This window comes from Pseudolysinimonas sp., assembly GCF_049651805.1.
In the GTDB taxonomy this organism is placed as follows: Bacteria; Actinomycetota; Actinomycetes; order Actinomycetales; family Microbacteriaceae; genus Pseudolysinimonas_A.
On record NZ_JBASCU010000050.1, the window covers coordinates 21,781 to 42,761 of the forward strand.

The 20,981-nt window shown below is 70.1% G+C and carries 15 protein-coding genes; 9 read left to right on the top strand and 6 right to left on the bottom strand.

Features of this window, described 5'->3' with window-relative positions:
* Window positions 1-156 precede the first annotated feature (156 nt).
* The 6 genes from WBL06_RS12520 to WBL06_RS12545 are packed head-to-tail and all read left to right on the top strand — an operon-like array spanning window position 157 to window position 3,973.
* Window positions 157-1,020 carry a spermidine synthase gene (locus WBL06_RS12520; protein WP_424456629.1) on the top strand — a complete coding sequence of 288 codons (864 nt, stop codon included), beginning with the start codon at window positions 157-159 and terminating at the stop codon, window positions 1,018-1,020.
* 9 nt (window positions 1,021-1,029) lie between these two features.
* Window positions 1,030-2,178: a PQQ-dependent sugar dehydrogenase gene (locus tag WBL06_RS12525; protein WP_424456553.1), complete on the top strand. Its 1,149-nt coding sequence runs from the start codon at window positions 1,030-1,032 to the stop codon at window positions 2,176-2,178.
* Window positions 2,178-2,669, top strand: coding sequence for a SprT-like domain-containing protein (locus WBL06_RS12530; protein WP_424456554.1), 492 nt, complete (start codon window positions 2,178-2,180; stop codon window positions 2,667-2,669). The genes WBL06_RS12525 and WBL06_RS12530 overlap by 1 nt, the downstream gene beginning before the upstream one ends.
* A gap of 9 nt (window positions 2,670-2,678) precedes the next feature.
* Window positions 2,679-3,236 carry a CGNR zinc finger domain-containing protein gene (locus WBL06_RS12535; RefSeq protein ID WP_424456556.1) on the top strand — a complete coding sequence of 186 codons (558 nt, stop codon included), beginning with the start codon at window positions 2,679-2,681 and terminating at the stop codon, window positions 3,234-3,236.
* 51 nt (window positions 3,237-3,287) lie between these two features.
* Window positions 3,288-3,542: a type II toxin-antitoxin system Phd/YefM family antitoxin gene (locus WBL06_RS12540; protein WP_424456557.1), complete on the top strand. Its 255-nt coding sequence runs from the start codon at window positions 3,288-3,290 to the stop codon at window positions 3,540-3,542.
* A complete protein-coding gene (locus tag WBL06_RS12545) occupies window positions 3,539-3,973 on the top strand; it encodes a type II toxin-antitoxin system VapC family toxin (RefSeq protein WP_424456559.1) in 435 nt (144 codons plus the stop codon). Before WBL06_RS12540 ends, WBL06_RS12545 begins: the two co-directional genes overlap by 4 nt.
* Here WBL06_RS12545 and WBL06_RS12550 read toward each other — a convergent pair.
* From WBL06_RS12550 to WBL06_RS12565, 4 genes are read right to left on the bottom strand one after another with little or no spacing between them, the layout of a single operon-like run.
* Entirely contained in the window at window positions 3,970-4,272 is a 303-nt protein-coding gene (locus WBL06_RS12550; RefSeq protein WP_424456561.1) for an addiction module antidote protein, read from the bottom strand. The two genes, WBL06_RS12545 and WBL06_RS12550, sit on opposite strands and share 4 nt — an antisense overlap.
* The gene (locus tag WBL06_RS12555) at window positions 4,265-4,567 is read right to left on the bottom strand and encodes a type II toxin-antitoxin system RelE/ParE family toxin (RefSeq protein WP_424456563.1); all 303 of its coding nucleotides are present in this window, start codon (window positions 4,565-4,567) and stop codon (window positions 4,265-4,267) included. The genes WBL06_RS12550 and WBL06_RS12555 overlap by 8 nt, the downstream gene beginning before the upstream one ends.
* 15 nt (window positions 4,568-4,582) lie before the next feature.
* Window positions 4,583-5,383, bottom strand: coding sequence for a hypothetical protein (locus WBL06_RS12560; protein WP_424456565.1), 801 nt, complete (start codon window positions 5,381-5,383; stop codon window positions 4,583-4,585).
* A 7-nt stretch (window positions 5,384-5,390) separates the two neighbouring features.
* Window positions 5,391-5,849, bottom strand: a complete 459-nt coding sequence (locus WBL06_RS12565; RefSeq protein ID WP_424456567.1) for a hypothetical protein — start codon at window positions 5,847-5,849, stop codon at window positions 5,391-5,393.
* A 31-nt stretch (window positions 5,850-5,880) separates the two neighbouring features.
* Here WBL06_RS12565 and WBL06_RS12570 point away from each other — a divergent pair, with 31 nt between their 5' ends.
* Window positions 5,881-6,354 carry a hypothetical protein gene (locus tag WBL06_RS12570; protein ID WP_424456569.1) on the top strand — a complete coding sequence of 158 codons (474 nt, stop codon included), beginning with the start codon at window positions 5,881-5,883 and terminating at the stop codon, window positions 6,352-6,354.
* 74 nt (window positions 6,355-6,428) lie between these two features.
* On the opposite strand, the gene WBL06_RS12575 is transcribed toward WBL06_RS12570, so the two are convergent.
* Entirely contained in the window at window positions 6,429-14,804 is an 8,376-nt protein-coding gene (locus WBL06_RS12575) for a DUF5979 domain-containing protein (protein ID WP_424456571.1), read from the bottom strand.
* 210 nt (window positions 14,805-15,014) lie between these two features.
* Complete coding sequence (locus WBL06_RS12580) at window positions 15,015-15,557, bottom strand: NUDIX hydrolase family protein (protein WP_424456573.1); 543 nt, start codon at window positions 15,555-15,557, stop codon at window positions 15,015-15,017.
* A gap of 92 nt (window positions 15,558-15,649) precedes the next feature.
* Here WBL06_RS12580 and WBL06_RS12585 point away from each other — a divergent pair, with 92 nt between their 5' ends.
* On the top strand, window positions 15,650-16,279 hold the full coding sequence (locus WBL06_RS12585; protein ID WP_424456575.1) for an alpha/beta hydrolase: 630 nt from the start codon (window positions 15,650-15,652) through the stop codon (window positions 16,277-16,279).
* Between the two features lie 60 nt (window positions 16,280-16,339).
* On the top strand, window positions 16,340-20,974 hold the full coding sequence (locus WBL06_RS12590; protein WP_424456577.1) for a DNA glycosylase AlkZ-like family protein: 4,635 nt from the start codon (window positions 16,340-16,342) through the stop codon (window positions 20,972-20,974).
* Window positions 20,975-20,981 lie beyond the last annotated feature (7 nt).

The window sequence follows — 20,981 nt, forward strand, 5'->3', positions numbered from 1 at the left end:
CTGACACGTCCAGCTATTCCTTGACTTGCCTTCCGATTGGGTCTATAAGCCCGAACCTGGGTCCCTCCATCCGCGACTTTTCGCGCGAGTTCGCGGTCCATCCGCGCGAAAAGTCGCGGATGAGAAGGCGGTGCGAGACTGGATGTCGTGGCTGACATCGGGGAGACGACGCTCGAGAGCGGGCTGCACGCGGTCATCCGCGACGACCCGTTCACGCCGGGCAGCTACCTGCTCGTGGTCGACGGCACGCCGCAGTCGCACGTGAACCCCGACCGGCCGCAAGAGCTGTTCTTCGAGTACGTGAATCGCATGGGTCACGTCATCGACCAGTTGCCCGACGGGCCGCTCACCGCGCTGCACCTCGGAGCCGGCGCGCTCACCCTTCCGCGCTACATCGAGGCGACGCGACCGGGGTCGCGGCAGCAGGTCCTCGAGCTGGAGCGCGGCCTCGTCGACCTCGTGCGCGAGCACCTGCCGTGGTCGAAGAACGCGAGCATCCGCATCCGTTACGGCGACGCCCGGGATGCTCTCGGCAAGCTGCCCCCGGCCCTGCGCGGCAGCGTCGACCTGGCGGTGGCGGATGTCTTCGGCGGCGCGCGTATCCCGGCGCATGTCACGAGCGTCGAGTTCTATACCGAGGTCGCCGCCTTCCTCGCACCCGACGGCGTCGTGCTGGTGAACGTCGCCGACGGCGGCGCGCTCGCCTTCGCCCGCGGCCAGGCGGCGACCCTCGGCTACGTGTTCGCCGACACCGCGCTGCTCGCCGAGTCGGCCGTGCTCAAGGGGCGGCGGTACGGCAACTTCGTGTTCGTCGCCTCACCCGCCGAGCTGCCGCTGGAATGGATGCCGCGGCTGCTGGCATCCGGACCGCACCCGGCTTCGGTGGTGCGCGGGCGGGAGCTGCGCGACTGGATCGCCGGCGCCGCGATCGTGACCGACGCCTCCTCCACACCCTCACCGCCGCCGGCCCGCAGCATCTTCCAGGTGCGCCCCGGTCGCGGTGAAGCCGGCTCGACGTAGGGTCGTCGCATGCGCCGCCCCCTGTCGCTCGTCGCGATCACCGCGACCGCCGCTCTTGCACTCGCCGGATGCGGGCTCGCCAGTCCGGTGACGTCCCCGGGCCCCAGCGCTCCCAGTCCGTCAGGGGCCGTCGGGCAGGTGCAGCCCGCCGGTGACCCGGTCGACATCGCCACCGGGCTGGCGGCGCCCTGGTCGGTGGTGCGGGTCGGCGACGACACTCTCGTCTCGCAGCGCGACGACGCTCGCATCCTGCTGCTCTCCCCTGATGGGTCGACGGTCGAGATCGGCGTCGTGCCGGGTGTCGCCCACGGCGGCGAGGGTGGGCTCCTCGGGCTCGCTTACCTCGACACCGACGACGAGGCCTGGCTGTACGCCTACTTCACGGCGGCCGATGACAACCGCATCGTGCGCATGGCCTACGACGACGGCGAGCTCGGTGAGCCCGAGGTCGTGCTGGCGGGAATCGCGAAGGCCGGCAACCACAACGGCGGCCGCATCGCGTTCGGCCCCGACGGCATGCTGTACGCCACCACCGGCGACGCCGCGCAGCCCGACCGGGCGCAAGACCCGGCGTCGCTCAACGGCAAGATCCTGCGGATGACGCCCGAAGGTGACGTGCCCGACGACAACCCGATACCCGGGTCGCTCGTCTACTCCCTCGGGCACCGCAACCCGCAGGGCATTGCGTGGGACGCCGACGGGCAGCTCTGGGCGGCCGAGTTCGGGCAGAACACCTGGGACGAGTTCAACCGCATCGACGCCGGCGCCAACTACGGCTGGCCGATCGTCGAAGGCCAGACCGGCGACCCCCTCTTCGTCGACCCCGTGCTGCAGTGGGCCACCTCTGAGGCCAGCCCGAGCGGTCTGGCCCGCGTGGGCGACACCTTCTTCTTGGCGTCACTCCGGGGCGAACGGGTGTGGGCGATCTATGTCGCCGACGACGGCACCGCGGGGGCGACCGCGTGGTTCACGGGTGAGTTCGGCCGCATCCGGGATGTCGCGGCCGGCCCCGACGACAGCCTGTGGTTCCTCACCAACAACACCGACGGGCGCGGCGACGTGCGGGAGGGCGACGACCGCCTCATGCAGGTACGGCTCGTTCCGCTGGTGGCCCTTCGACACGCGGGCTCCGCCCGCTACTCAGGAACCGGGCTCTAATGGCCGACCTCGACCGCGTGCGGCGCTGGGCGGATGCCCTCATCGCGCTCCATCTCGACCCCGCGTGGACCTTCGGGTTCGACCACGCCCGAACCCGTGCCGGGCTGTGCAACTACCGCGAGAAGCGCATCACCGTGTCGCGGCATCTCGCCGGCCGCTATGAGGACGACGAGATCCACCAGGTGTTGTTGCACGAGGTGGCGCACGCCCTCGCCGGGCCCGGCGCCGGCCACGGGCCGCGCTGGAAGAGGGTCGGGAAAGAGCTCGGCTACGAGGGCAAGCGGCTGCATGGCGGCGCGATCGCCGACGACCTCGCGACCTGGATCGGCACCTGCCCGAACGGCCATGTGCACTACCGGTACCGCAAGCCGGCGCGGGCCCTCTCGTGTGCGAAATGCTCGCGCCGGTTCGACACGAGATTCCAGATCGCCTGGCTGCACCGCGACGAAGCGAGTAACCGGCAAACTGAGTTACATGAATCCGAGCTGTAAGGCAGCTGTATGAGTACGGGGCAATGGCTGATCGCCCCGGAAGGCGTGAGCTGGTTCTTCGACGCCGGCGCCGACGCCCTCGACTTCGCCGCAGCACCCGAGCCGGTGCACGCCCGCGACCTGGGCGAGTGGCTCGCCCATCGCTACGAACGGCTGGATGCCGGCGAGGCATCCGACCGTGACCTCGCCGACGCGCTCGCCCTGCGCGCCGCGATCGATCGGCTCGCGACCGCCGCTGCCGACCGGCAGCCGCTCGCCCCCGACGACATCGACACGATCAACCTGTTCGGCGCGACCCCCGACATCCCTCCCGCCCTCGACGGTGGGCGACGCCAGGCCGGAGCCGGTCGGCTCAGGATCGGGCAGGCGCTCTCGACCCTCGCCCGCGACGCGATCGCGATGCTCTCGGTCGAACCCGAACGCATCCGGCGCTGCGACGCCGACGACTGCCGCCGGGTGTTCCGCGACGAGTCGCGCACCGCAAACCGTCGATGGTGCTCGATGCAGCGCTGTGGCAACCGCGCCAAGGTGCGGGCGCACAGGGCAAGGCAGGCCTCCGCCGTCTAACGCGACATGTGGCTACACTGAGGTGTTGCGAAGTGTACACAGGAGGATGCTATGGAAGTCGGCGTGCGTGCGTTGCGTGACGAGCTGAGTCGCCATCTCGACGAGGTGAAAGACGGTCACACCGTCACCGTGACCGAGCGCGGCCGCCCGATCGCCCGCATCGTTCCGGTTACCGAGCAGACGACGCTGGAGCGTCTCCGCGCCGAGGGCCGAGTCACTCCCGCGCGCAGCAAGCGGAAGCCATTGCCTCCCGCGGTCGCGGCCGACGGCTCGGTCAGTGAGCTGGTGCCCGAGCAGCGACGGTGATCGTCTACCTCGACACCTCAGCGATTGTTCCGCTCCTCGTCGTCGAGCCCGCGTCGGAGAACTGTCGGCAACTCTGGGAAAGCGCTGACGCTGTAGTGACCTGTCGCCTGAGCTACGTCGAAACCGCCGCGGCGCTCGCGCACGCCCTGCGACTCGGCAGGATCACGGCGACAGCGCACACGCAAGCACTGCAAGCACTCGAGCAGCTGTGGGCAGAACTGGTGATCGTCGAGTTCGACACCGAACTCATGCACACCGCGGCCGACCGGGCCACGCGCTTCGCCCTCCGCGGCTACGACGCGGTGCATTGCGCCGTTGCCGAGCTCGTCACTGACGGGCAGACCGTCGCCGCGAGCGGTGACCGAGCGCTGTTGGCCGCGTGGGACGCGCTCGGCATCTCAACCGCCGACACCCACGCCGGTCGGGCTTAGGCGACGGCGTGGAACTCGATACGCAGTCCGAGAGCGTGAGCAACCTTTGAGATCGTGGCGAAACTGGGATTGCCCTCAGCGGTCAGCGCCTTGTAGAGACCTTCACGGCTCATCCCGGTCTTCCTGGCCAGCTCGCTGAGGTTGCCCGACCGCGCAATCGTGCCGAGCGCGCGCGCAACTGCAGCTGGGTTGTCGCCGGACTCTTCGAGCGCCGCCTCCAGATACGCTGCCGCGTCTGCGGGAGTACTCAGATAGTCGGCCGCGTCGAAGCGTCTGAACTCTTCGGTGCTCTTAGTCATCGTTCCTCCATTCGGTCGCGATCCTCTGCGCGCTGCTGATGTCGTCGCTCTGAGTCGACTTGTCTCCCCCGCAGAGCAGGAGCACGACCGTCTGCCCCTTTTGGGCGAAGTAGACCCGATAGCCCGGGCCATGGTCGATCTTCAGTTCTGAGACGCCTCCGCCGACCGACCGGACGTCGCCCGGATTGCCGAGCACGAGTCGGTCAATCCGCACGAGTATCCGAGCGACGGCATGCCTGTCTTTGAATTTTCGAAGCCAGCGATCGAAGGTCGCGCTCCGCAGGACCTCGACCACATTGTCAACTGTAGTTCACACTTTCGGGCGCGGCAAGGATGGGAATGACCACTTCGAGTTGGACTCGGCTGCAGCGCTTCGGAATGCCACCGCGAAAGGATTTCTTCCGATCACCCCGACCTCGACGTCAACGAGATCCAACAGCGCCGTCTGCGGTTCGATCGCGAGACAGTTTTCGAACCACAAGCGTTGAAGCGACGGGAGCATAAGGAGCCGCTCGGCGTCCTCGATTGCCCGGCAGCCGGTGAGGTCGAGGCGGGTCAACGCGCTGCATGACTCGATACCCGCCAGCGAAAGCGTCGACGCACCGTCGATCGCCATCGTCCGCAGTCGCGTCGAGTCGTCGAAGGTCGGCAACCCGACGGTCTTGTTCGAGTAGCCGACCGAGAGCGATTCAAGCCCTGCCGAGATGTGCGGCGGTGTCGCGCTCGACCACTCGAAGGCAAGGCTCACAATTGTCGGGTGGTCGAGGACGCCGTCGAACGACTCGATGGGTCCGCCGAAACTCTCGAGGTTGCGCAGCAGGCGAAGATCGGCGCCGACATCGACGAGCCCACCGACCGCAAGCGAACGAAGCTCGCTCATCAGCGCGACGTCGCTCAGGTCCCGGCAGGACGCCGAGTTCACGGTCAGGTGACGGATGCGGCTCGCAAAGGGGCGGAGCCCTCCGAGGTCGACAGCAGCTCCCGGCATTTGCAGGACGTTGACGCCGAGGTCATCGCGAACGATCCGTTTCCACTCCCGCCGCGAGGGCAGCGTCCCCTGTATGAGAGCCAAGCCTCTGGGTAACCCCTCGAATGTAACGAAGTCGACCACGCCGCACTCAACCCGCGGAGAGTGCGGCGGACTCGCGAGCGCTGACCGAGGCTTTGACGAGGTGGCGGGTCGCGTTGCGCAGACCCGTGTAGGCGGCGGCCGCCGCGGCGGCTTCGGGTGACTGGTGGTCGATGCCGAGTTCGGCGATCGCGTCGATGACCGCGCCGGCGGCAAGGAGGTCTTCGACGGCGAAACGCAGCGACCCGTCGGGTTGGGTCGCTCCGGCGGCGACGACGGCGATGCGGAAGCGCCCGCCCAGCTCTTCCTGCCGCGCGAGGCACCACTGCGCGAACTCCGCCGCATCGGCGAGCGCCACGACGCGGGCGCCCGCCGGCACGGGCTCAGAACCGATCTCGTCGACCCATGCCACGACATCCGCCTCGACCCCCACCGCAGCAGCACCGGCGGCACCCCACTCGAAGCGCACCTGGTAGCTCGACTGATTGCGGGGGGCTGCCTCTTTCACGATGCGAGGTTAGCGCCGCAGACTGGACCTCATGCGCGTCACCCTGCAGCTCGACCTCGATGCTCACCCCGACGACGTGTGGGCGATACTGCAGGACCCGCGAGCGCTCGGTGAGGTCGTGGCGCCGCTCATCGAGATCGAACCGATCGGGCACCGGCGCTTCCCACCCACCTGGAGCAGCGGTGACCATCTCGTGCGGCTGCGGCTATTCGGCCTCCTGCCGGTCGGCGACCAGCTCATCCGGTTGTCGACGTCGCGACGCGGCGACGTGCGCATTCTCGAAGATTCCGGCGGGCCGATCTCGGGCCCGCTCGGGCTCGTCACGGGTTGGCGGCATCGGATGGCGGTGTCACCGCTGCCGGGCGGGCGCACCTTCTACCGCGACCGGCTCGACATCTCGGCCGGGGCGCTGACCCCGATCGTCTGGATCGGCACGTGGCTGCTCTGGCAATACCGGGCGCTCGGCATCCGCCGCGTGGTCGCGGCCCGAGCCCAGCGCGGCTGAGGAGTGCCGGCGCGCCGCACCGCCCCGCGACCTGGGACAGAGGTCACGGGGCGGGCTCACCCTAGACAGAACGCCTAGGGGTTCTGGCGACCGGCGATGGTGGGCCGGCGCCGCACGGTGACGAGCGCGCCACCGAGGCTGAGGAGAGTGAGAGCGAGCACCCAACCGAGCGTCGACGAGGTGCCGGTGAGGGCGAGGGTCGTCAGCACGACGGCGCTGTCCTCGAGGGCGAGCGTCGTGAGGCTGCCCCGGCCACCCACCGGGATGCCGCCGAGCGTCGGCAGCTCCCACGCGGTGACGCGGGCGGTGTTCACGACCGGGCCGCCGGGCGCCGACGGGCTCAACTGCACATCGAGCAGAACGTCGGGCGCGCGTTCGCCCGAGCCGAGGTCGCGGTCGAGTTCACAGGTGATGGTGCCGCCGTAGCCGTTGGGCAGCCGGTCCGACACCACGCAGTCGACCCATCCCGGGCCGCCCGCGTCCGCAGGGTCGGCAGCGGTCACCGAGATCACGCGCAGCACTTCGGGAATGTCGTCGATCAGGATGAGACCCGTCACGCCGCCCCGGCCCGAGTTGCCGATCTCCATCGTGTAGCTGAAGGCGCCGCCTGCCGCGAGGTTGTTGACCGAGGCGGTCTTCGTCATCCACAACTCGGACTCCTGCTCCTCGGGCGTCTCGGTGCAGTCTGCGGTAGCCGGCGGGTAGGCGATCGCGACCGTGGTGGTCGGGTTGATCACGAACTCCACCGAGGCCCCGGACCGCAGACCGTAGCTGGGCAGCGCCGGGTCGAGGATGAGGTTCTCCCAGTCCGGGGTCTCCCCGGCGAGCGCGGGACGCCAGCCGGGCCAGGCGATGCCATCGCCGTCGGCGTCGACCGCGGCCCCCGGGAAGAGCAGGCGACCGGCGACGGTGCCATCGGCAAGGATGTCGATCTCGTCGGTCTGCACGATGTCACCGTCGGCATCCAGCCAGTTCACCTGCATCGTGCGACCCGACACATCGAGATTGTGGGCGTCGACGCTGTAGTCGAGCCACGGGGCATCCTGCACGCACTCGGTGAAGGCGTCGACGTCCAGCCACTTCACCGGGGTCGAGACGGTGTCGTCGTCGCCCGCCACCACGAAGGTCGTCGAGGTGACGACTGCGGTGTTGGCGATCGCGTCCTGCGCAACCTCGGGGTGCAGGGTCGCGGTGAACGCGATCAGCGGAGCGGTCGCGCCGACCGGCAGCGTCGTGTCGAGCACGCACTCAAGGGTGCCGCCGTAGCCGTCGCCGTCGCGTCCGGTCACATCACAGGTCCAGCCGGTGGCGACGATGCTGCTCGCGTCGAGGTTGAGGTCGGCGTCGAGGTCGTCGGTGACAGTCACGCCGCCCGCTTCGACATCGCCGACGTTCTCGACCGAGATCTCGTAGTGCAACAGTTCGCCGCCCTGCACGAGGGTCTCGTCGACCGTCTTCTCGACGTCGAGTTCGCCGGTGAGGAAGTGGTTGGTCACCGTGACGACGGCGGGCCCGTCGGCCGCGGCCGGAATGACCACGGCACCGCTGTCGGTGGAGACTTCGCTGGTGATCGCGAGGCCGGCATCCGTCTCGGTCACCGTGCACGAGGCGCCTTGCAGCATGTCGTCGACCGTCACCGTGTAATCCGGCGCCGACAGGGTCTGCGTCGCGTCGTCACCGAGGTCGAGTTCGTACCAGGTGCCGTCGCGGTCGATGCCGCACTCGATGAGCACCTCGAAGGGCCCGACGGCGAACGCCTCGGCGCCCTCGGCGATGTCGCGTACCTTGTCGATGCGCAACGACCCGGTGGCGAAGTCGTTCTCGATCCGGACGACACTCTGGCCGTCGGCGGGGATCGTGCCGGGCGACGGGGCCGAGACCGCTTGGCGCGTCGCCGCGCCGTCCTTGGTCTCGGTGACCGTGCAGTCGGCGCCGGCGATGAGTCCGGTGACGGTGGCCGTGTAGCCGTTGCCGGCGGTCAGCGCGACGACCCCTGCGTCGGGCAGCGGGATGACGAGGTCGCTCTCACCCGGGCGGTCCCACGTGCACTCGACCTGCGCCTCGAATGGCCCGGCACCGTAGCGCTCCCAGGCTCCGGTGCGCTCTTTGTCGATACGCAACGACCCGACGTCGAAGCGGTTGGTGAGCACGGTGTTCGTCGTGCCGGCGCTTATCGTCACCGAACGGTCCCCGGCGGCGGCGGTGGCGCCCCCGGCCTGCGTCTCGACGACGTCGCACACGGTTCCGACGGGGAAATACGAGGCCAGTAGTTCGGTGTCGCCATCCTCCAGGGTGAAGGTGCCGTCGAACAGCGTCTGCCCGTCGTAGGTGCACTCCACCGCCACGTCGAAGACGCCGTCGCCGTACTGGCTGGCTCCGGTGACATCCTTCGTGACCGAGAGTCGGCCGCTCGCGTACGTGTTGGCCGCGGTGACGACGTACTCGGCGGCGGTGCCGAGGGTCACCCGGTACGGCTGGTTCTCGGCGACAGTGGTCGTCGAGCCCGCGCCGACCCGCATCCCGATCGTCGTGGCGCCGTCGGAGTCGGCTTCGCGCAGATCGCAGCGCGCCGTGACCGGGATGCCGCTGACGGTGCGCGATGCCCCGCCCGCGAGCGTGAAGGATGCGTCGGCCGCGTCGAGCGGCACGGTGAGCGTGGCCGTGCCGGTGTCGACGGTGCAGGCGAGGGTGAAGTCGAACGGGCCGAACTCGCCGACCGTCGCCGTGGTGGAAACGGCCTTGGTGACGGTGAGCGACGTCTCACCGTAGGAGTTCGTGATCGTCGCGACCTGCGCCGTCGGCACGGCGGTCGCCGAGGAGGCAGCCTGCGCGACCGAGAGCGACGCCCCCGAGGCGCCGGCCGGCGAGTAGCTGGTGCTGCTCGCCCCCGTCGTGGTCTCCGCGATCTCGCACACCGATCCCACCGGGATGCCGTCGATGCGAGCCGTGTACGGAGTCGCCGCGCTCGCCGACAGCGTGAGAGCGCCCGACGACGGCAGCACCACGGCGACGCCCTCGATCTCGCACGAAGCGGTCGCTGCGAACGACGTCGGGGCGTAATCGGCGGAGGTGCCGGTGATCTGCTTGACGACCTGGATCGGGCCGCTCGCGAGTTGCACGCCCGCGCGCACCGGCTCGACGCGGCGGTCTTCGTAGCCGGCGCCGAACTCGGCGAACACGCCGAAGCTGTTCCAGGCCCGCGGGGTGCCGAGCGGAGCCGTCACCGGGGCGCGGCCGTCGCCCGCCGAGGTGGTGGGCAGGTTGACCGTCTCGTAGGTGAGGGCGAGGGTCGTCGCGGGCTCCATGCCGCCGACCGGGAAGTCGAAGTTCACCCGAACGGCGGTGACCGCCGGGTAGGAACCCGTCGGGAACGACGGGCCCGACTGCCAGGTGGCGGCGCTGCAGGTCGAATCGGTGAGGTAGTTCGGGCACGGGTTGGCGGTCGTGGTAACCTCCCAAGTGAACGTGCTGCCACCCGTGGTGTCGGTGAGCGGACTCACCTCGCCGGCGAACGCCGGGCGGTAGGTGGAGCCGCGCGACGAGCCGGTGCCGAGGTAGGTGTCGCCGGTGCGCGGCAGCACGTCGACGATCGTCGCGTCGGTCGCCACGACGTTGCCGCCGTTGGTGAACTGCAGCTTCCACCGGTCGGTGCCGCCGATGACGCTGTTGGCGGCGCACGGGTTGCGGTAGTAGCCCTGGCTGTCGGCGACGCACGCCGTCGCGGCGTTGCTCACGTTGACGGCGCCGCTCGTCGAGACGCCGAGGTCGTCGACATCCCCCTTGACGCCCTTGAACGAGCTGATCGCGGATGCCGCGATGGTGCGCAGGTCGTTGCTCGTGCGGCAGCCGTCGGTGCCGACCGAGGTGACGCCCTCGCCGTTGCCGGAGGTGTTGGTGCAGGCCGACAGCACGCGGTCGCTGCTGAACGTCATGCGGTTGGTCACGTCGCCGTAGGCCGCAGCCAGACCCGGCGCCACCTGCAGCGGCACGGTGATCGTGTACTCCTCGTTCGGGGCGAGGCGCGAGCCGTCGGGCCAGCTGAACGCCAACGTGCGAGCGACGCTGTCGTACACCATGGTCACGCCGGTGGTGGGCAGGATGCCGCCCGTGCTGGTCGCGTAGGTGATCTCGCTGGTGGGGTCGAAGAGCAGCGGTCCGCCGCTCGGCAGGCCGGCATCGACCGGCAACTGGTCGATGACCGTCGGGTTGTCGAGGTAGCCGGTGCCGGTGTTGGTGACGACGAGCTGCCAGTCGAGGGTGATGCCCGCCGGGGTCTCCTTCTCGGGCGTGCGCTTCTCGACGTCCACCCGGAACGTGCCGGGGTCGAGGGTGATCGAGCGGTCGAAGCTGTCGGTGCGGTCGCCGAGCCACGGGTGCGTGGCGGATGCGGTGGCGGTGTTCGTCACCGTGCTCGGGAACGCCAGCGGGGTCGAGTCGTCGAGATGCGCGGCGCGCAGCCTCGCGACGAAACGGATGGTCGCGCTCCAGCCGGCCGCCGGAGCGGTGGTCGAGAACAGCGACCCGTCAGCCTTCGTGAACACCGCGCGCAGCGCTGTCACCTGGGAGTTGGTGATGCCGGCTGGCAGGGCTGGACTGCTCGCGACCGCGGTGCCGAGAGTCCACGTGCTCGAGCCGTTCAGCTGCACGTCGACGCGCACCCGGTTGGCGCCGGACGGCAGGGTCGCACTCGTGAAAGAGCGCAGCTCGAAGGTGTTCCAGAAGTCGGCGTCGAGGTCTTCGACGACGACCTCGGTGGTCGACGCGGTCGAGGTGGACTGGTTGGCGGTGAGGGTCACCGTGACGTCGCTCGCGCGATCCTTCTCGAGGATGCTCGACTGCGAGAAGGACTTGCTGACATCGACCGCGAGGCTCGCGTCGACGAGGGTGACGGATGCGCTGCGCGAGTCGTAGGCGGCGGATCCCGAATCGTCGAGCACCCCGTCCCACACCTGCGAGAACGCCGAGTTGACGACCGTCGCCGGGGCGACGAGGGTGCTGGGGGCGGAACGCAGGTACTGGCGCAGCCGGGTGTCGAGCCGCAGGGTCGCGGTGGCGCCGCTCACGATCGAGCCGCCATCGTCCACCGAGGTGCCCGAGTACAGGGCGCTGACGCCGACCACATCGGCGAGCGCGGTCGCGTTCAGGCCGAGCGCCGCGGTCAGCGACATCGACTGGGTCGTGCCGTCGGCCATCAGCAGGGTGACGACGGACACGGCGGGGTCGATGCCGGAGTTGGCGCTCAGCACGACATCGATGTCACGGATCGTGAAGTATTCGAAGGGATTCGTCAGCGCGTACTGGGCCATGTCGATCCCCGCGTACGGGTTGACGGTCCACCCGCCGCTCGGCTCCACGCAGTCCGTCTCGACGGTCGCGGTGGTGCAGGGCATCTGGTCGGTGACCCGCAGGTGCCAGGCCCGCGCCACGGAATCGTTGCTCGCCACCATCTCGAACCGCACGTTCGGGTAGCCGGAGGCGGCGACATCTCCCGGATAGGGGATCGCGATCGGAGTGGAGATGACCGACCCGCTCGTGGTCTTCACCGTCTTGCTGAGTCCGAGGTCGGGGGTCGGGTCCAGCAACAGCATGGTGTCACTGCTCGAGCCGCTCACGGCATCCAGGCTCAACGTCGCCGTGTTGGCGACCTCACCGAGTTCGACCGTGTTGTAGCTGCGGTCGGCCGTCACCCACGGGTCGGTCGGGTCGGTCATCGCCGAGGCGTCCCGCACGCGGTTGCGCACCTCGAAGACCAGGTCGAAGCGTCGCGTGTCGGGACCACTCGCGACCCCCGAGCCGACCGGCGGGGCGAGCGGGTCGCCCGAACGTGCGGCGGCGTACTCCTCGAAAGTGACCCGGATACCGAGGGCATCCTCACGCTGTTGGGTGGTGAGGGTGTAGCCGAGGAAACCGCCCTCACACCGCGAGACAGGCGAGCACGCGGAGGAGTAGATCGACACCCAGCCGTCGGCGGCGGTGGAGATCTCGATCCCGGTGATGCGGTCGTAGGCGATGAGCGGGTCGATCGAGGAGCTGATCGCCGGGATGCGCACCAGGTCGAATGCCTGGAACACGGTCGAGCCGACCGGCTGGGTCGGGTCACTGGGGTCGACGAGCACCGCCTCGGTGTAGCCGCTCACCTCGGTGCCCCACTCCAGGCGCACCGTGCGCTGCAGACGGGACTGGGTCGGAACGGTCGTGCTGCCCGCGACCGGCACCCAGGTCTTGTCGAACATGAGGCCCGTGCCGCCGGCGAGATCCTTGATGCTGCCGGTGGCCGTCGCCGAGGCGCTGGCGGTCACCGGGTCGGTCGTGCCCGGGAGAACGACGTCGCCCGTCGCCACGACGGTCGCGGTGTTGAGGTAGTCGGACGGAGTCGCGCCGGCCGCCGTCGGGTCGCTCGTGCCGCGCAGGACTGCCCGCGCGACGAAGGCGATGTTGCCCTGCACGGTCGTTCCTTGCGAGAACCCGCCATCGGCGTCGGTGAACACGAAGCGGATGCCGACGATCGTCGGGTCGGTGAGCGCCACCTGGTAGTACTGCGCCGAGCCGCTCGTCGTGACCGTGCCGACGAGGGTCCACGCGGTGCCGTCCGTGGTCGAGTAGACGTCGAGGGTGGCGCCCGCCGGTACCTGAGTCGGAGCGATCGCGGCCGCGTCGAAGGCGCTCCAGTAGTCGGTGCTGCCGCCGACGAGGGTGTCGGTGAGCACGATCTGCGACGGGCTGACATACCCGGAGTCGCTCGACGTGGTGCCGCGCAACTGCACGACCGAACGGCCGCCCGCCGGGACCGCCGCCGTCGGAGTGATGGTCTTGGTGAGGGCGACGCCGACCTGCGGGTAGAGCACCGTGAGAGTTGCTGTTGGCGTGACCGGCGTCGCCGCGCCGGCATCGTTGGTGCCGTCGATGCGGGCCGCGTTGACGAAGTCGGCCGAACCGGGCGACGCGGCCACGGCATCCTCGGCGACGTCGATCGTGAAGGCCGCGCCCGCCGTCGCCGCAGTGGGGATCGACCCGGTGAATTCGATCGAGAACCCGGTGAGCCGTTGGCCCGTCGCGAGAGTCGGGTTGGGGAACGCCGACCCCGGGGTCGAGAGCGTCGTCGGCGCCGGGACCGGGTCGCCGTCATCGTCCACCGCGTACCAGGTGATGACCGCGCCGGTGGCGCCGGTCGGCCATGCCGAGCCGCTCGTGCGGAAGCCGGCGAACGTGATGTCCGCGCTGAGGAAGCCCTCCGGCTGGGTGACCGTGAAGCTCTGCAAGGGGCCGTTGGAGTCGTTGCGACCGGTGATGGCGACCCCGGTCGAGGTGCCCGCGGCGATGCGCGAACTGGTGAACGAGAGCGTGCCGGAGACGATCGAGTCGAGTCCGGCGATCGTGTACGTCGCCGACCCCGTCGCGGTGCTCGTGCCCTGGCCGGGAACGGAGACCGTTCCGCTCAGTGTCGCCGTGACGGTCGCCCCCGAGACGAGCGAGGCCCCGCCGTCGCGCACCGTCGCGCGCTGGGCGAGGTTGAGGACGATCGTGCCCTGCGTGCCGCCCGCGACGAGCTGGGCTCCGGCCAGTGCGGAGCGGAACGTGATGCGCAGCCCGCGCACGTCGGCGGCCGCGATGCCGCCCGGCAACGCCGGGGTCGCCGCGAACGCGCCGCCGATCCACGCGGTGCCATTGAACGCATCGACCTGCACCTCGTCGGCGCCCTGCGGGAACACCACGGTGCCGAAACTCGCGAAGTCGACGCGCTGGAAGAGGTTGGCTGCCGCCGTCGGGTCGGTCGGCAGGGTGAGCGTGAGCGTGTCGGCGAGCGCGTTCGAGGTGTTGCGCGTGCGGAGGGTGAGCGTCGAAGCCTCACCGACCTTGAACTGCGTCGACGGCGGCGACCAGGTCGCACCGGTCGTCGTCGAGACCTGATACGGGATCGTCACGGTCGCCGAATCCGATGCCGAAACGCTCACCGCATTGGATGCCGACACCGTCGCGGTGTTCTCGACCGCGAGCGCGTTGAAGGCCCAGTCCGGCGACAGCGAGGTCGGCACGGTGAGGCGCACCTGCACCGAGTAGCCGTCGCCCGCGGCGATCCCGGGGCCGCCCGCGTGGGCGAAGTCGACGGTCAGGGTGCGTCCGGCCCACGCGTAGCTCGAGGTTCCTCCGGGAGGGGCCGTGACGATGACCGTCGGGTTGAGGGTCAGGTCGTCGAACTCGGTCGGCAGCGCGTCGACGAGTTGTGCGTCGGCGCAGTCGAAGCTCAGGCAGTTGACGGTGATCGTGTAGACGAGCGTGTCGCCGGGGCCGAGCGTGTCATCCGCGATGGTCTTGGTGATGAGCAGTTCGCCGTTGTCCTCCGCCGCGAGCGCGGGAGCAGCGGCGAATACCCCGCCGAACAACCCCGCGAGGGCGGCGACGAGAGCGACCCGCGACACGACGCGCCGCGCCGTACCACCCCAAGACGACATCCGAATTCCCCCGAATTCCGTGCGGGAACCCGGGCGGACGCGTCCCTACGTCCGCGGCTTCGGGTGCCGCGTGACCACGCTAGGGCGACCGGGTCGGGGTGTCATCGGCCCAGTTGGGGCGCGACCCGGAAGGGGGTGGTGGGTGTCCCCCGCTTTCGCGACGACGGGAGTCGAAACCCGCTCAGGCGTACCCCGCGCGGGTGTGCGGCGTCAGCCCAGCACGCCGACCGAGGCGAGAGCGGCGCGCAATAGAGTGCCGCGGCCGCCTTCCATTTCGGCGTGGATCTGCGACGAGGATGCCTCGGCCGGCGTCATCCACGACAGCTCCAGGGCATCCTGCCGCGGTTCGCACGTGCCGGTGACCGGCACCACATACGCGAGCGACACGGCATGCTGCCGCTCGTCGGTGAAGGGGCTGAGGCCCGGGATCGGAAAGTACTCGGCGACCTGGAACGGCAGCGGGCTCGCCGGCAATTGGGGAAACGCGATCGGCCCGAGATCCTTCTCGAGGTGGCGGAAGAGGGCATCCCGAATCGTCTCGCCGAACATCACGCGCCCCGACACGACCGTGCGGGTGATCGCCCCCTGCGGGTTGGCGCGCAGCAGCAACCCGACGCTCGTCACGACCCCCATGCCGTCGACCCGCACCGGCACCGCCTCGACGTACAGCAGCGGGATGCGCCGACGCGCCTCGGCCAGCTCCTCGTCGGAGAGCCACGACGAGTTGGGATCGGGGGTGCCGACGGAGCTCATGCTCCCCATTGTTGCTGCTCTCTCGCTGTTTGCCCCAAATGGCCCCTTGCCCGGCACCGGAAGGGGCCATCTCGGGCAGATAGCGTTGAGGGATGCCGATCGACCCGGAACACGTGATGTGGAGCACCCCGGAACGCGAGCGCGCGGGGCGGCCGCACCTCATCCTGTTGCACGGGTACGGCAGCAACGAGGGTGACCTGTTCCAGCTCTCGCCGTACCTGCCGCTGGGTTTCGTGATCGCCTCACCCCGGGCGCCGCTGCCGCATCCGATGGGCATCGGCTTCTCATGGTTCCCGCTCGAAGTGGAGACCGTCGACCGCGCCGAGGTCGATCGGGCCGCCGACGATCTCGCCGACTGGATCGAGCAGATCGCGGGTAAGGCATCGCGGGTCGGCATCCTCGGCTTCTCCCAAGGTGGATGCGTCGGACTTCAGGTGCTGCGCCGTCGGCCCGGGGTCGCCGACGCTCTCGTGATGCTCGGCAGCGCCCGGCATCCCGAACCCGACCCGGGCGACGAGGCGATGGCGGCCCGCCGCCCGCCGGTGTTCTCGGGCCGGGGCACCGCCGACGACGTGATCCCCGCGTGGCGGTTCGCCGACACCGCCGACTGGCTGCCCGACCACTCGCGGCTCACCGAGCGCATCTACGAGGGCCTCGGGCATTCGGTGTCGGAGGCGATGCTTCAGGATGTCGTCGCCTTTCTCGACGTCGAGTTCGGCTGAGCGTCTCGAAGCCCGCGGGCGACCCGGGCGGCTGACAGCGGTTCGGGCGAAGATGTGAGGATGCACGCCGCGCTCAAGCGCTTCACCCCCGCCACGCGGGAGTGGTTCGCAGGCGCGTTCCCCGAGCCGACGCCGGCGCAGGAGGGGGCGTGGGAAGCGATCGCGTCGGGGCGGCACGCGCTCGTCGTCGCGCCCACGGGATCGGGTAAGACCCTCTCCGCCTTCCTCTTCTCCCTTGACCGGCTCGCGTCGACCCCGAAGCCCGCCGACCCGAAACACCGAACCCGGGTGCTCTACATCTCGCCGCTCAAAGCCCTTGGGGTCGACGTCGAGCGCAACCTGCGCAGCCCGCTCGTCGGTATCTCGGCGACCGGGCGACGGCTGGGGCAGGAGGTTCCGCCGATCAGCGTCGGGGTGCGCTCGGGTGACACCACGAGCGCCGACCGGCGGATGCTGCAGCGCGAGCCCCCCGACATCCTCATCACCACCCCCGAGTCGCTCTACCTGATGCTCACCTCGGCGGCCCGCGAAACCTTGACCGGCGTCGAGACGGTGATCGTCGATGAGATCCACGCGGTGGCGGCGTCGAAGCGCGGCGCGCACCTCGCGGTGACGTTGGAACGACTGGATGCCCTGCTCGAGAAGCCCGCGCAGCGCATCGGGTTGAGCGCCACGGTGCGACCGATCCAGGAGGTGGCGCGGTTCCTCGGCGGCCAGGCGCCGGTCACGATCGTGCAACCGCCCGCGGCGAAGACGTTCGACCTGCGGGTCGTCGTGCCGGTGGAAGACATGACCGAGCTCGGCGTCAGAACCACGGATGCCGTGACCCCCGGTGCGGGCGAACCCGAAGAGACCGGGTTGCAGTCGGCGGGGTCGATCTGGCCGCACGTCGACCAGGCCGTCGTCGAACAGGTGCTCGCGCATCGCTCGACGATCGTGTTCGTCAACTCGCGGCGGCTTGCGGAACGCATCACGGCATCCATGAACGACGTCTATACGGAGATGCTGGTGCCTGCGCGGGCTACTCAACCAGCGAAGGGGGTGCCCGCGCAGGTCATGGGGCAGTCGGGCGCGACCTCCGGCGCGGAGCCGGTGCTGGCGCGGGCGCACCACGGGTCGGTGAGTAAGGAGCAGCGCGCCGAGATCGAGGATGCGCTCAAGTCGGGCCGCCTGCGCTGCGTCGTCGCCACCAGTTCCCTCGAACTCGGCATCGACATGGGCGCGGTCGACCTGGTCATCCAGGTGGAGACCCCGCCCAGCGTCGCGAGCGGGCTGCAGCGGGTCGGTCGCGCCGGCCACCAGGTGGGCGAGATCAGCAAGGGCGTGCTGTTCCCGAAGCATCGCGCCGACCTGCTGGGCACGGCGGTGGTGAGCGAGCGGATGCGAACCGGGCTGATCGAGGCGATCAACGTGCCGCAGAACCCGCTCGACATCCTGGCGCAACAGACCGTGGCGGCGGTCGCCCTCGACACGATCGAGGTCGAGGAGTGGTTCGAGACGGTGCGCCGGTCGGCTCCCTTCGCGACCCTCCCCCGCAGCGCCTACGAGGCGACGCTCGACCTGCTCGCCGGACGCTACCCGTCCGACGAGTTCGCCGAGCTGCGCCCGCGCATCGTGTGGGACCGGGTCGCCGGCACGATCGCCGGACGCCCTGGCGCGCAGCGACTCGCGGTCACGAGCGGCGGCACCATCCCCGACCGCGGCATGTTCGGTGTCTTCATCGTCGGCACCGACCCTTCGACAGGCTCAGGGACCGGGGGGCCAAGAAGAGTCGGTGAGCTCGACGAGGAAATGGTCTACGAGTCGCGGGTGGCGGATGTCATCGCCCTCGGCGCGACGAGCTGGCGCATCGAAGAGATCACCTCCGACCGGGTGCTCGTCACCCCGGCATTCGGGCAACCCGGACGCGTGCCGTTCTGGAAGGGCGACGGACTCGGGCGCCCCGCCGAACTCGGCAAGGCGATCGGGGCGTTCACGAAAGACCTCGCCGCGAAGCCCGCCGGCATCGAAGCGAGGCTGCGCGCGAGTGGCCTCGACGAGTGGGCCGTGCAGAACCTCCTCCGCTTCGTCGAGGAACAGAAGCAGGCGACCGGAGCGGTGCCCACCGACACGACGCTGCTCGTCGAACGGTTCCGCGACGAGCTCGGCGACTGGCGCATCGTCTTACACTCCCCGTACGGCATGCCGGTGCACGCGCCGTGGGCCCTCGCGGTGTCGGCCCGCATCCGCGAACGCCTCGGCGTCGAGGGCTCGGCGATGGCGGGCGACGACGGCATCGTGGTGCGTCTGCCCGAAACGGATGCCGACCCACCCGGGGCAGAGCTGTTCCTGTTCGAGAAAGAGGAGCTCGAAGAACTCGTCACCCTCGAGGTCGGCGGATCGGCGCTGTTCGCGTCGCGCTTCCGCGAGAACGCGGCGCGCGCCTTGCTGTTGCCCCGGTACAACCCCGGCCGGCGCAACCCGCTGTGGCAACAACGCCAACGCAGTGCCCAGTTGCTGGATGTCGCCCGCAAGTACCCGTCGTTCCCGATCATCCTCGAGACGGTGCGCGAGGTGCTGCAAGACGTCTACGACCTGCCTGCGCTCGGCGAGTTGACCGCCGACATCGCGGCGCGGGCGGTGCGCCTGGTCGAGGTGGAGACGACATCCCCATCGCCGTTCGCCCGCACCCTGCTGTTCGGCTACGTCGCCGCGTTCATGTACGAGGGCGACTCGCCGCTCGCCGAGCGCCGTGCCGCCGCGCTGTCGCTCGACCCGACCCTGCTCGCCGAACTGCTCGGCCGCGCCGAGCTGCGGGAACTACTCGACCCGAAGGTGATCGAGCAGACCGAGCTGGAGCTGCAACGCCTCGCCCCCGACCGTCATGCGAAAGACGCCGAGGGCCTTGTCGACCTCCTCCGCATCCTCGGCCCGTTGTCGGCCGACGAACTCGCTCTTCGGTGGTCGAGTAGCGATCCGGAGGATCGCGTGTCGAGACCAGGTGACCCGGACGTCGGTCTCGACACGCCCCCTGCGGGGGCTACTCGACCAGCGCGATTGGCGGGGCTCCTCGAAGACCTCGCACGCAGCAATCGGGTGATTCGGGCGACGATCGCGGGGCAGCGGCGGTGGGCGGTCGTCGAGGATGCCAGCCGGTTGCGGGATGCACTCGGGGTGCCGCTGCCGATCGGGGTGCCGACGGCGTTCCTCGATCCCGTCGACGATCCCGTGGGCGACCTGGTGTCGCGGTACGTGCGCACTCATGGGCCGTTCACGGCCCAGGATGCCGCCGACCGGCTCGGGCTCGGCGTCGCCGTCGTCACCGACGTGTTGCGCCGGTTCGCCGCCGACCGCCGGGTGGTCGAGGGCGAGTTCCGGCCCGGCGCGACCGGGGTGGAATGGGTGGATGCCGAGATCCTGCGTCGCCTGCGCCGCCGGAGCCTCGCGGCCCTCCGTTCCGAGGTCGAGCCGGTGCCGCAACGCGCGCTCGGGCGGTTCCTGCCGACCTGGCACCGCTTCGGCGACCTCCGCGGAATCGACGGGCTGGTCAGCGCGATCGACCAGCTCTCCGGCGTCGCCCTTCCGGCGAGCACGTGGGAGAGCATGGTGCTGCCGAGCCGGGTGAAGGACTACACCCCGGCGATGCTCGACGAGTTGACGACATCCGGTGAGGTGCTGTGGTCGGGTCGCGGCGAGCTTCCCGGCGGCGACGGCTGGATCGCGCTGCACCTCGCGGATGCCGCGCCGCTCACCCTGTTCGAGCCGAACCTGGCCGATGCGGGTGACCTGCACGGGCGCATCATCGACGCCCTCGCCGGCGGGGGTGCCTTCTTCTTCCGGCAACTTTCGACGGCGGTCGGCCTGACGGAGCCCGTCGACGACAAAGACCTCGCCGCCGCCCTCTGGGATCTCGTGTGGGCCGGACTCGTCGGCAACGACACCCTCGCCCCGCTGCGGGCGCGACTCGGCGCGACCCCCACGCGCTCGCGCGCCACCCCTCGGGCCCGCGGTCGCCGCGCCCCCGCCCGCGTGTTGAACGCCCTCGCCATGTCAGCGCCGCCGACGGTCGCCGGGCGGTGGTCACTGCTGCCCGCGCCCGAACCGAACACCACCATCCGCTCTGCCGCTCTCGCCGAGGCGCTGCTCGAACGGCACGGCGTCGTCACCCGTGGCGCCGTCGTCTCCGAGGGGGTCGCGGGCGGCTTCGCGCTCGCCTATAAGGTGCTCGCCGGACTCGAAGAGACCGGCCGCACCCGCCGCGGCTACTTCATCGAGGGCCTCGGCGCCGCCCAGTTTGCGACCCCGGCGACGGTCGACCGGCTACGCACCTTCGCGGCCGACCCCGAGGAGGGTGCCGCCCCCGTCGCCGTCACCCTGGGCGCGACCGATCCCGCGAACCCCTACGGTGCGGCGCTCGGCTGGCCGGATGCCGACGGCCACCGCCCCGGCAGAAAGGCCGGAGCGCTCGTCGTACTGGTGGATGGCGCCCTCGAGATCTACGTGGAACGCGGCGGCAAGACCGTGCTCACGTTCACCGCCGACGAGCAGCGACTCGCTGCCGCCGCCGAGTCGCTCACCGCGGCCGTTCGCCGCGCGGGAGGCCGGCTGCGCGTCGAGAAGATCGACGGGGAGTTTTCGCTCGGCACCCCGTTCGGCAACGCCCTCGTCGCCGCCGGTTTCGCGCCGACCCCGCAGGGCTTGAGGCTCCGAGGGTAGACGTCTA

Excerpts from the sequence above, each read along its gene's own strand:
- WBL06_RS12525 (WP_424456553.1), top strand. The coding sequence starts at position 1,030 with ATGCGCCGCCCCCTGTCGCTCGTCGCGATCACCGCGACCGCCGCTCTT.
- WBL06_RS12530 (WP_424456554.1), top strand. The coding sequence starts at position 2,178 with ATGGCCGACCTCGACCGCGTGCGGCGCTGGGCGGATGCCCTCATCGCG.
- WBL06_RS12535 (WP_424456556.1), top strand. The coding sequence starts at position 2,679 with ATGAGTACGGGGCAATGGCTGATCGCCCCGGAAGGCGTGAGCTGGTTC.
- WBL06_RS12540 (WP_424456557.1), top strand. The coding sequence starts at position 3,288 with ATGGAAGTCGGCGTGCGTGCGTTGCGTGACGAGCTGAGTCGCCATCTC.
- WBL06_RS12550 (WP_424456561.1), bottom strand. The coding sequence starts at position 4,272 with ATGACTAAGAGCACCGAAGAGTTCAGACGCTTCGACGCGGCCGACTAT.
- WBL06_RS12570 (WP_424456569.1), top strand. The coding sequence starts at position 5,881 with ATGCGCGTCACCCTGCAGCTCGACCTCGATGCTCACCCCGACGACGTG.
- WBL06_RS12575 (WP_424456571.1), bottom strand. The coding sequence starts at position 14,804 with ATGTCGTCTTGGGGTGGTACGGCGCGGCGCGTCGTGTCGCGGGTCGCT.
- WBL06_RS12580 (WP_424456573.1), bottom strand. The coding sequence starts at position 15,557 with ATGAGCTCCGTCGGCACCCCCGATCCCAACTCGTCGTGGCTCTCCGAC.
- WBL06_RS12585 (WP_424456575.1), top strand. The coding sequence starts at position 15,650 with ATGCCGATCGACCCGGAACACGTGATGTGGAGCACCCCGGAACGCGAG.
- WBL06_RS12590 (WP_424456577.1), top strand. The coding sequence starts at position 16,340 with ATGCACGCCGCGCTCAAGCGCTTCACCCCCGCCACGCGGGAGTGGTTC.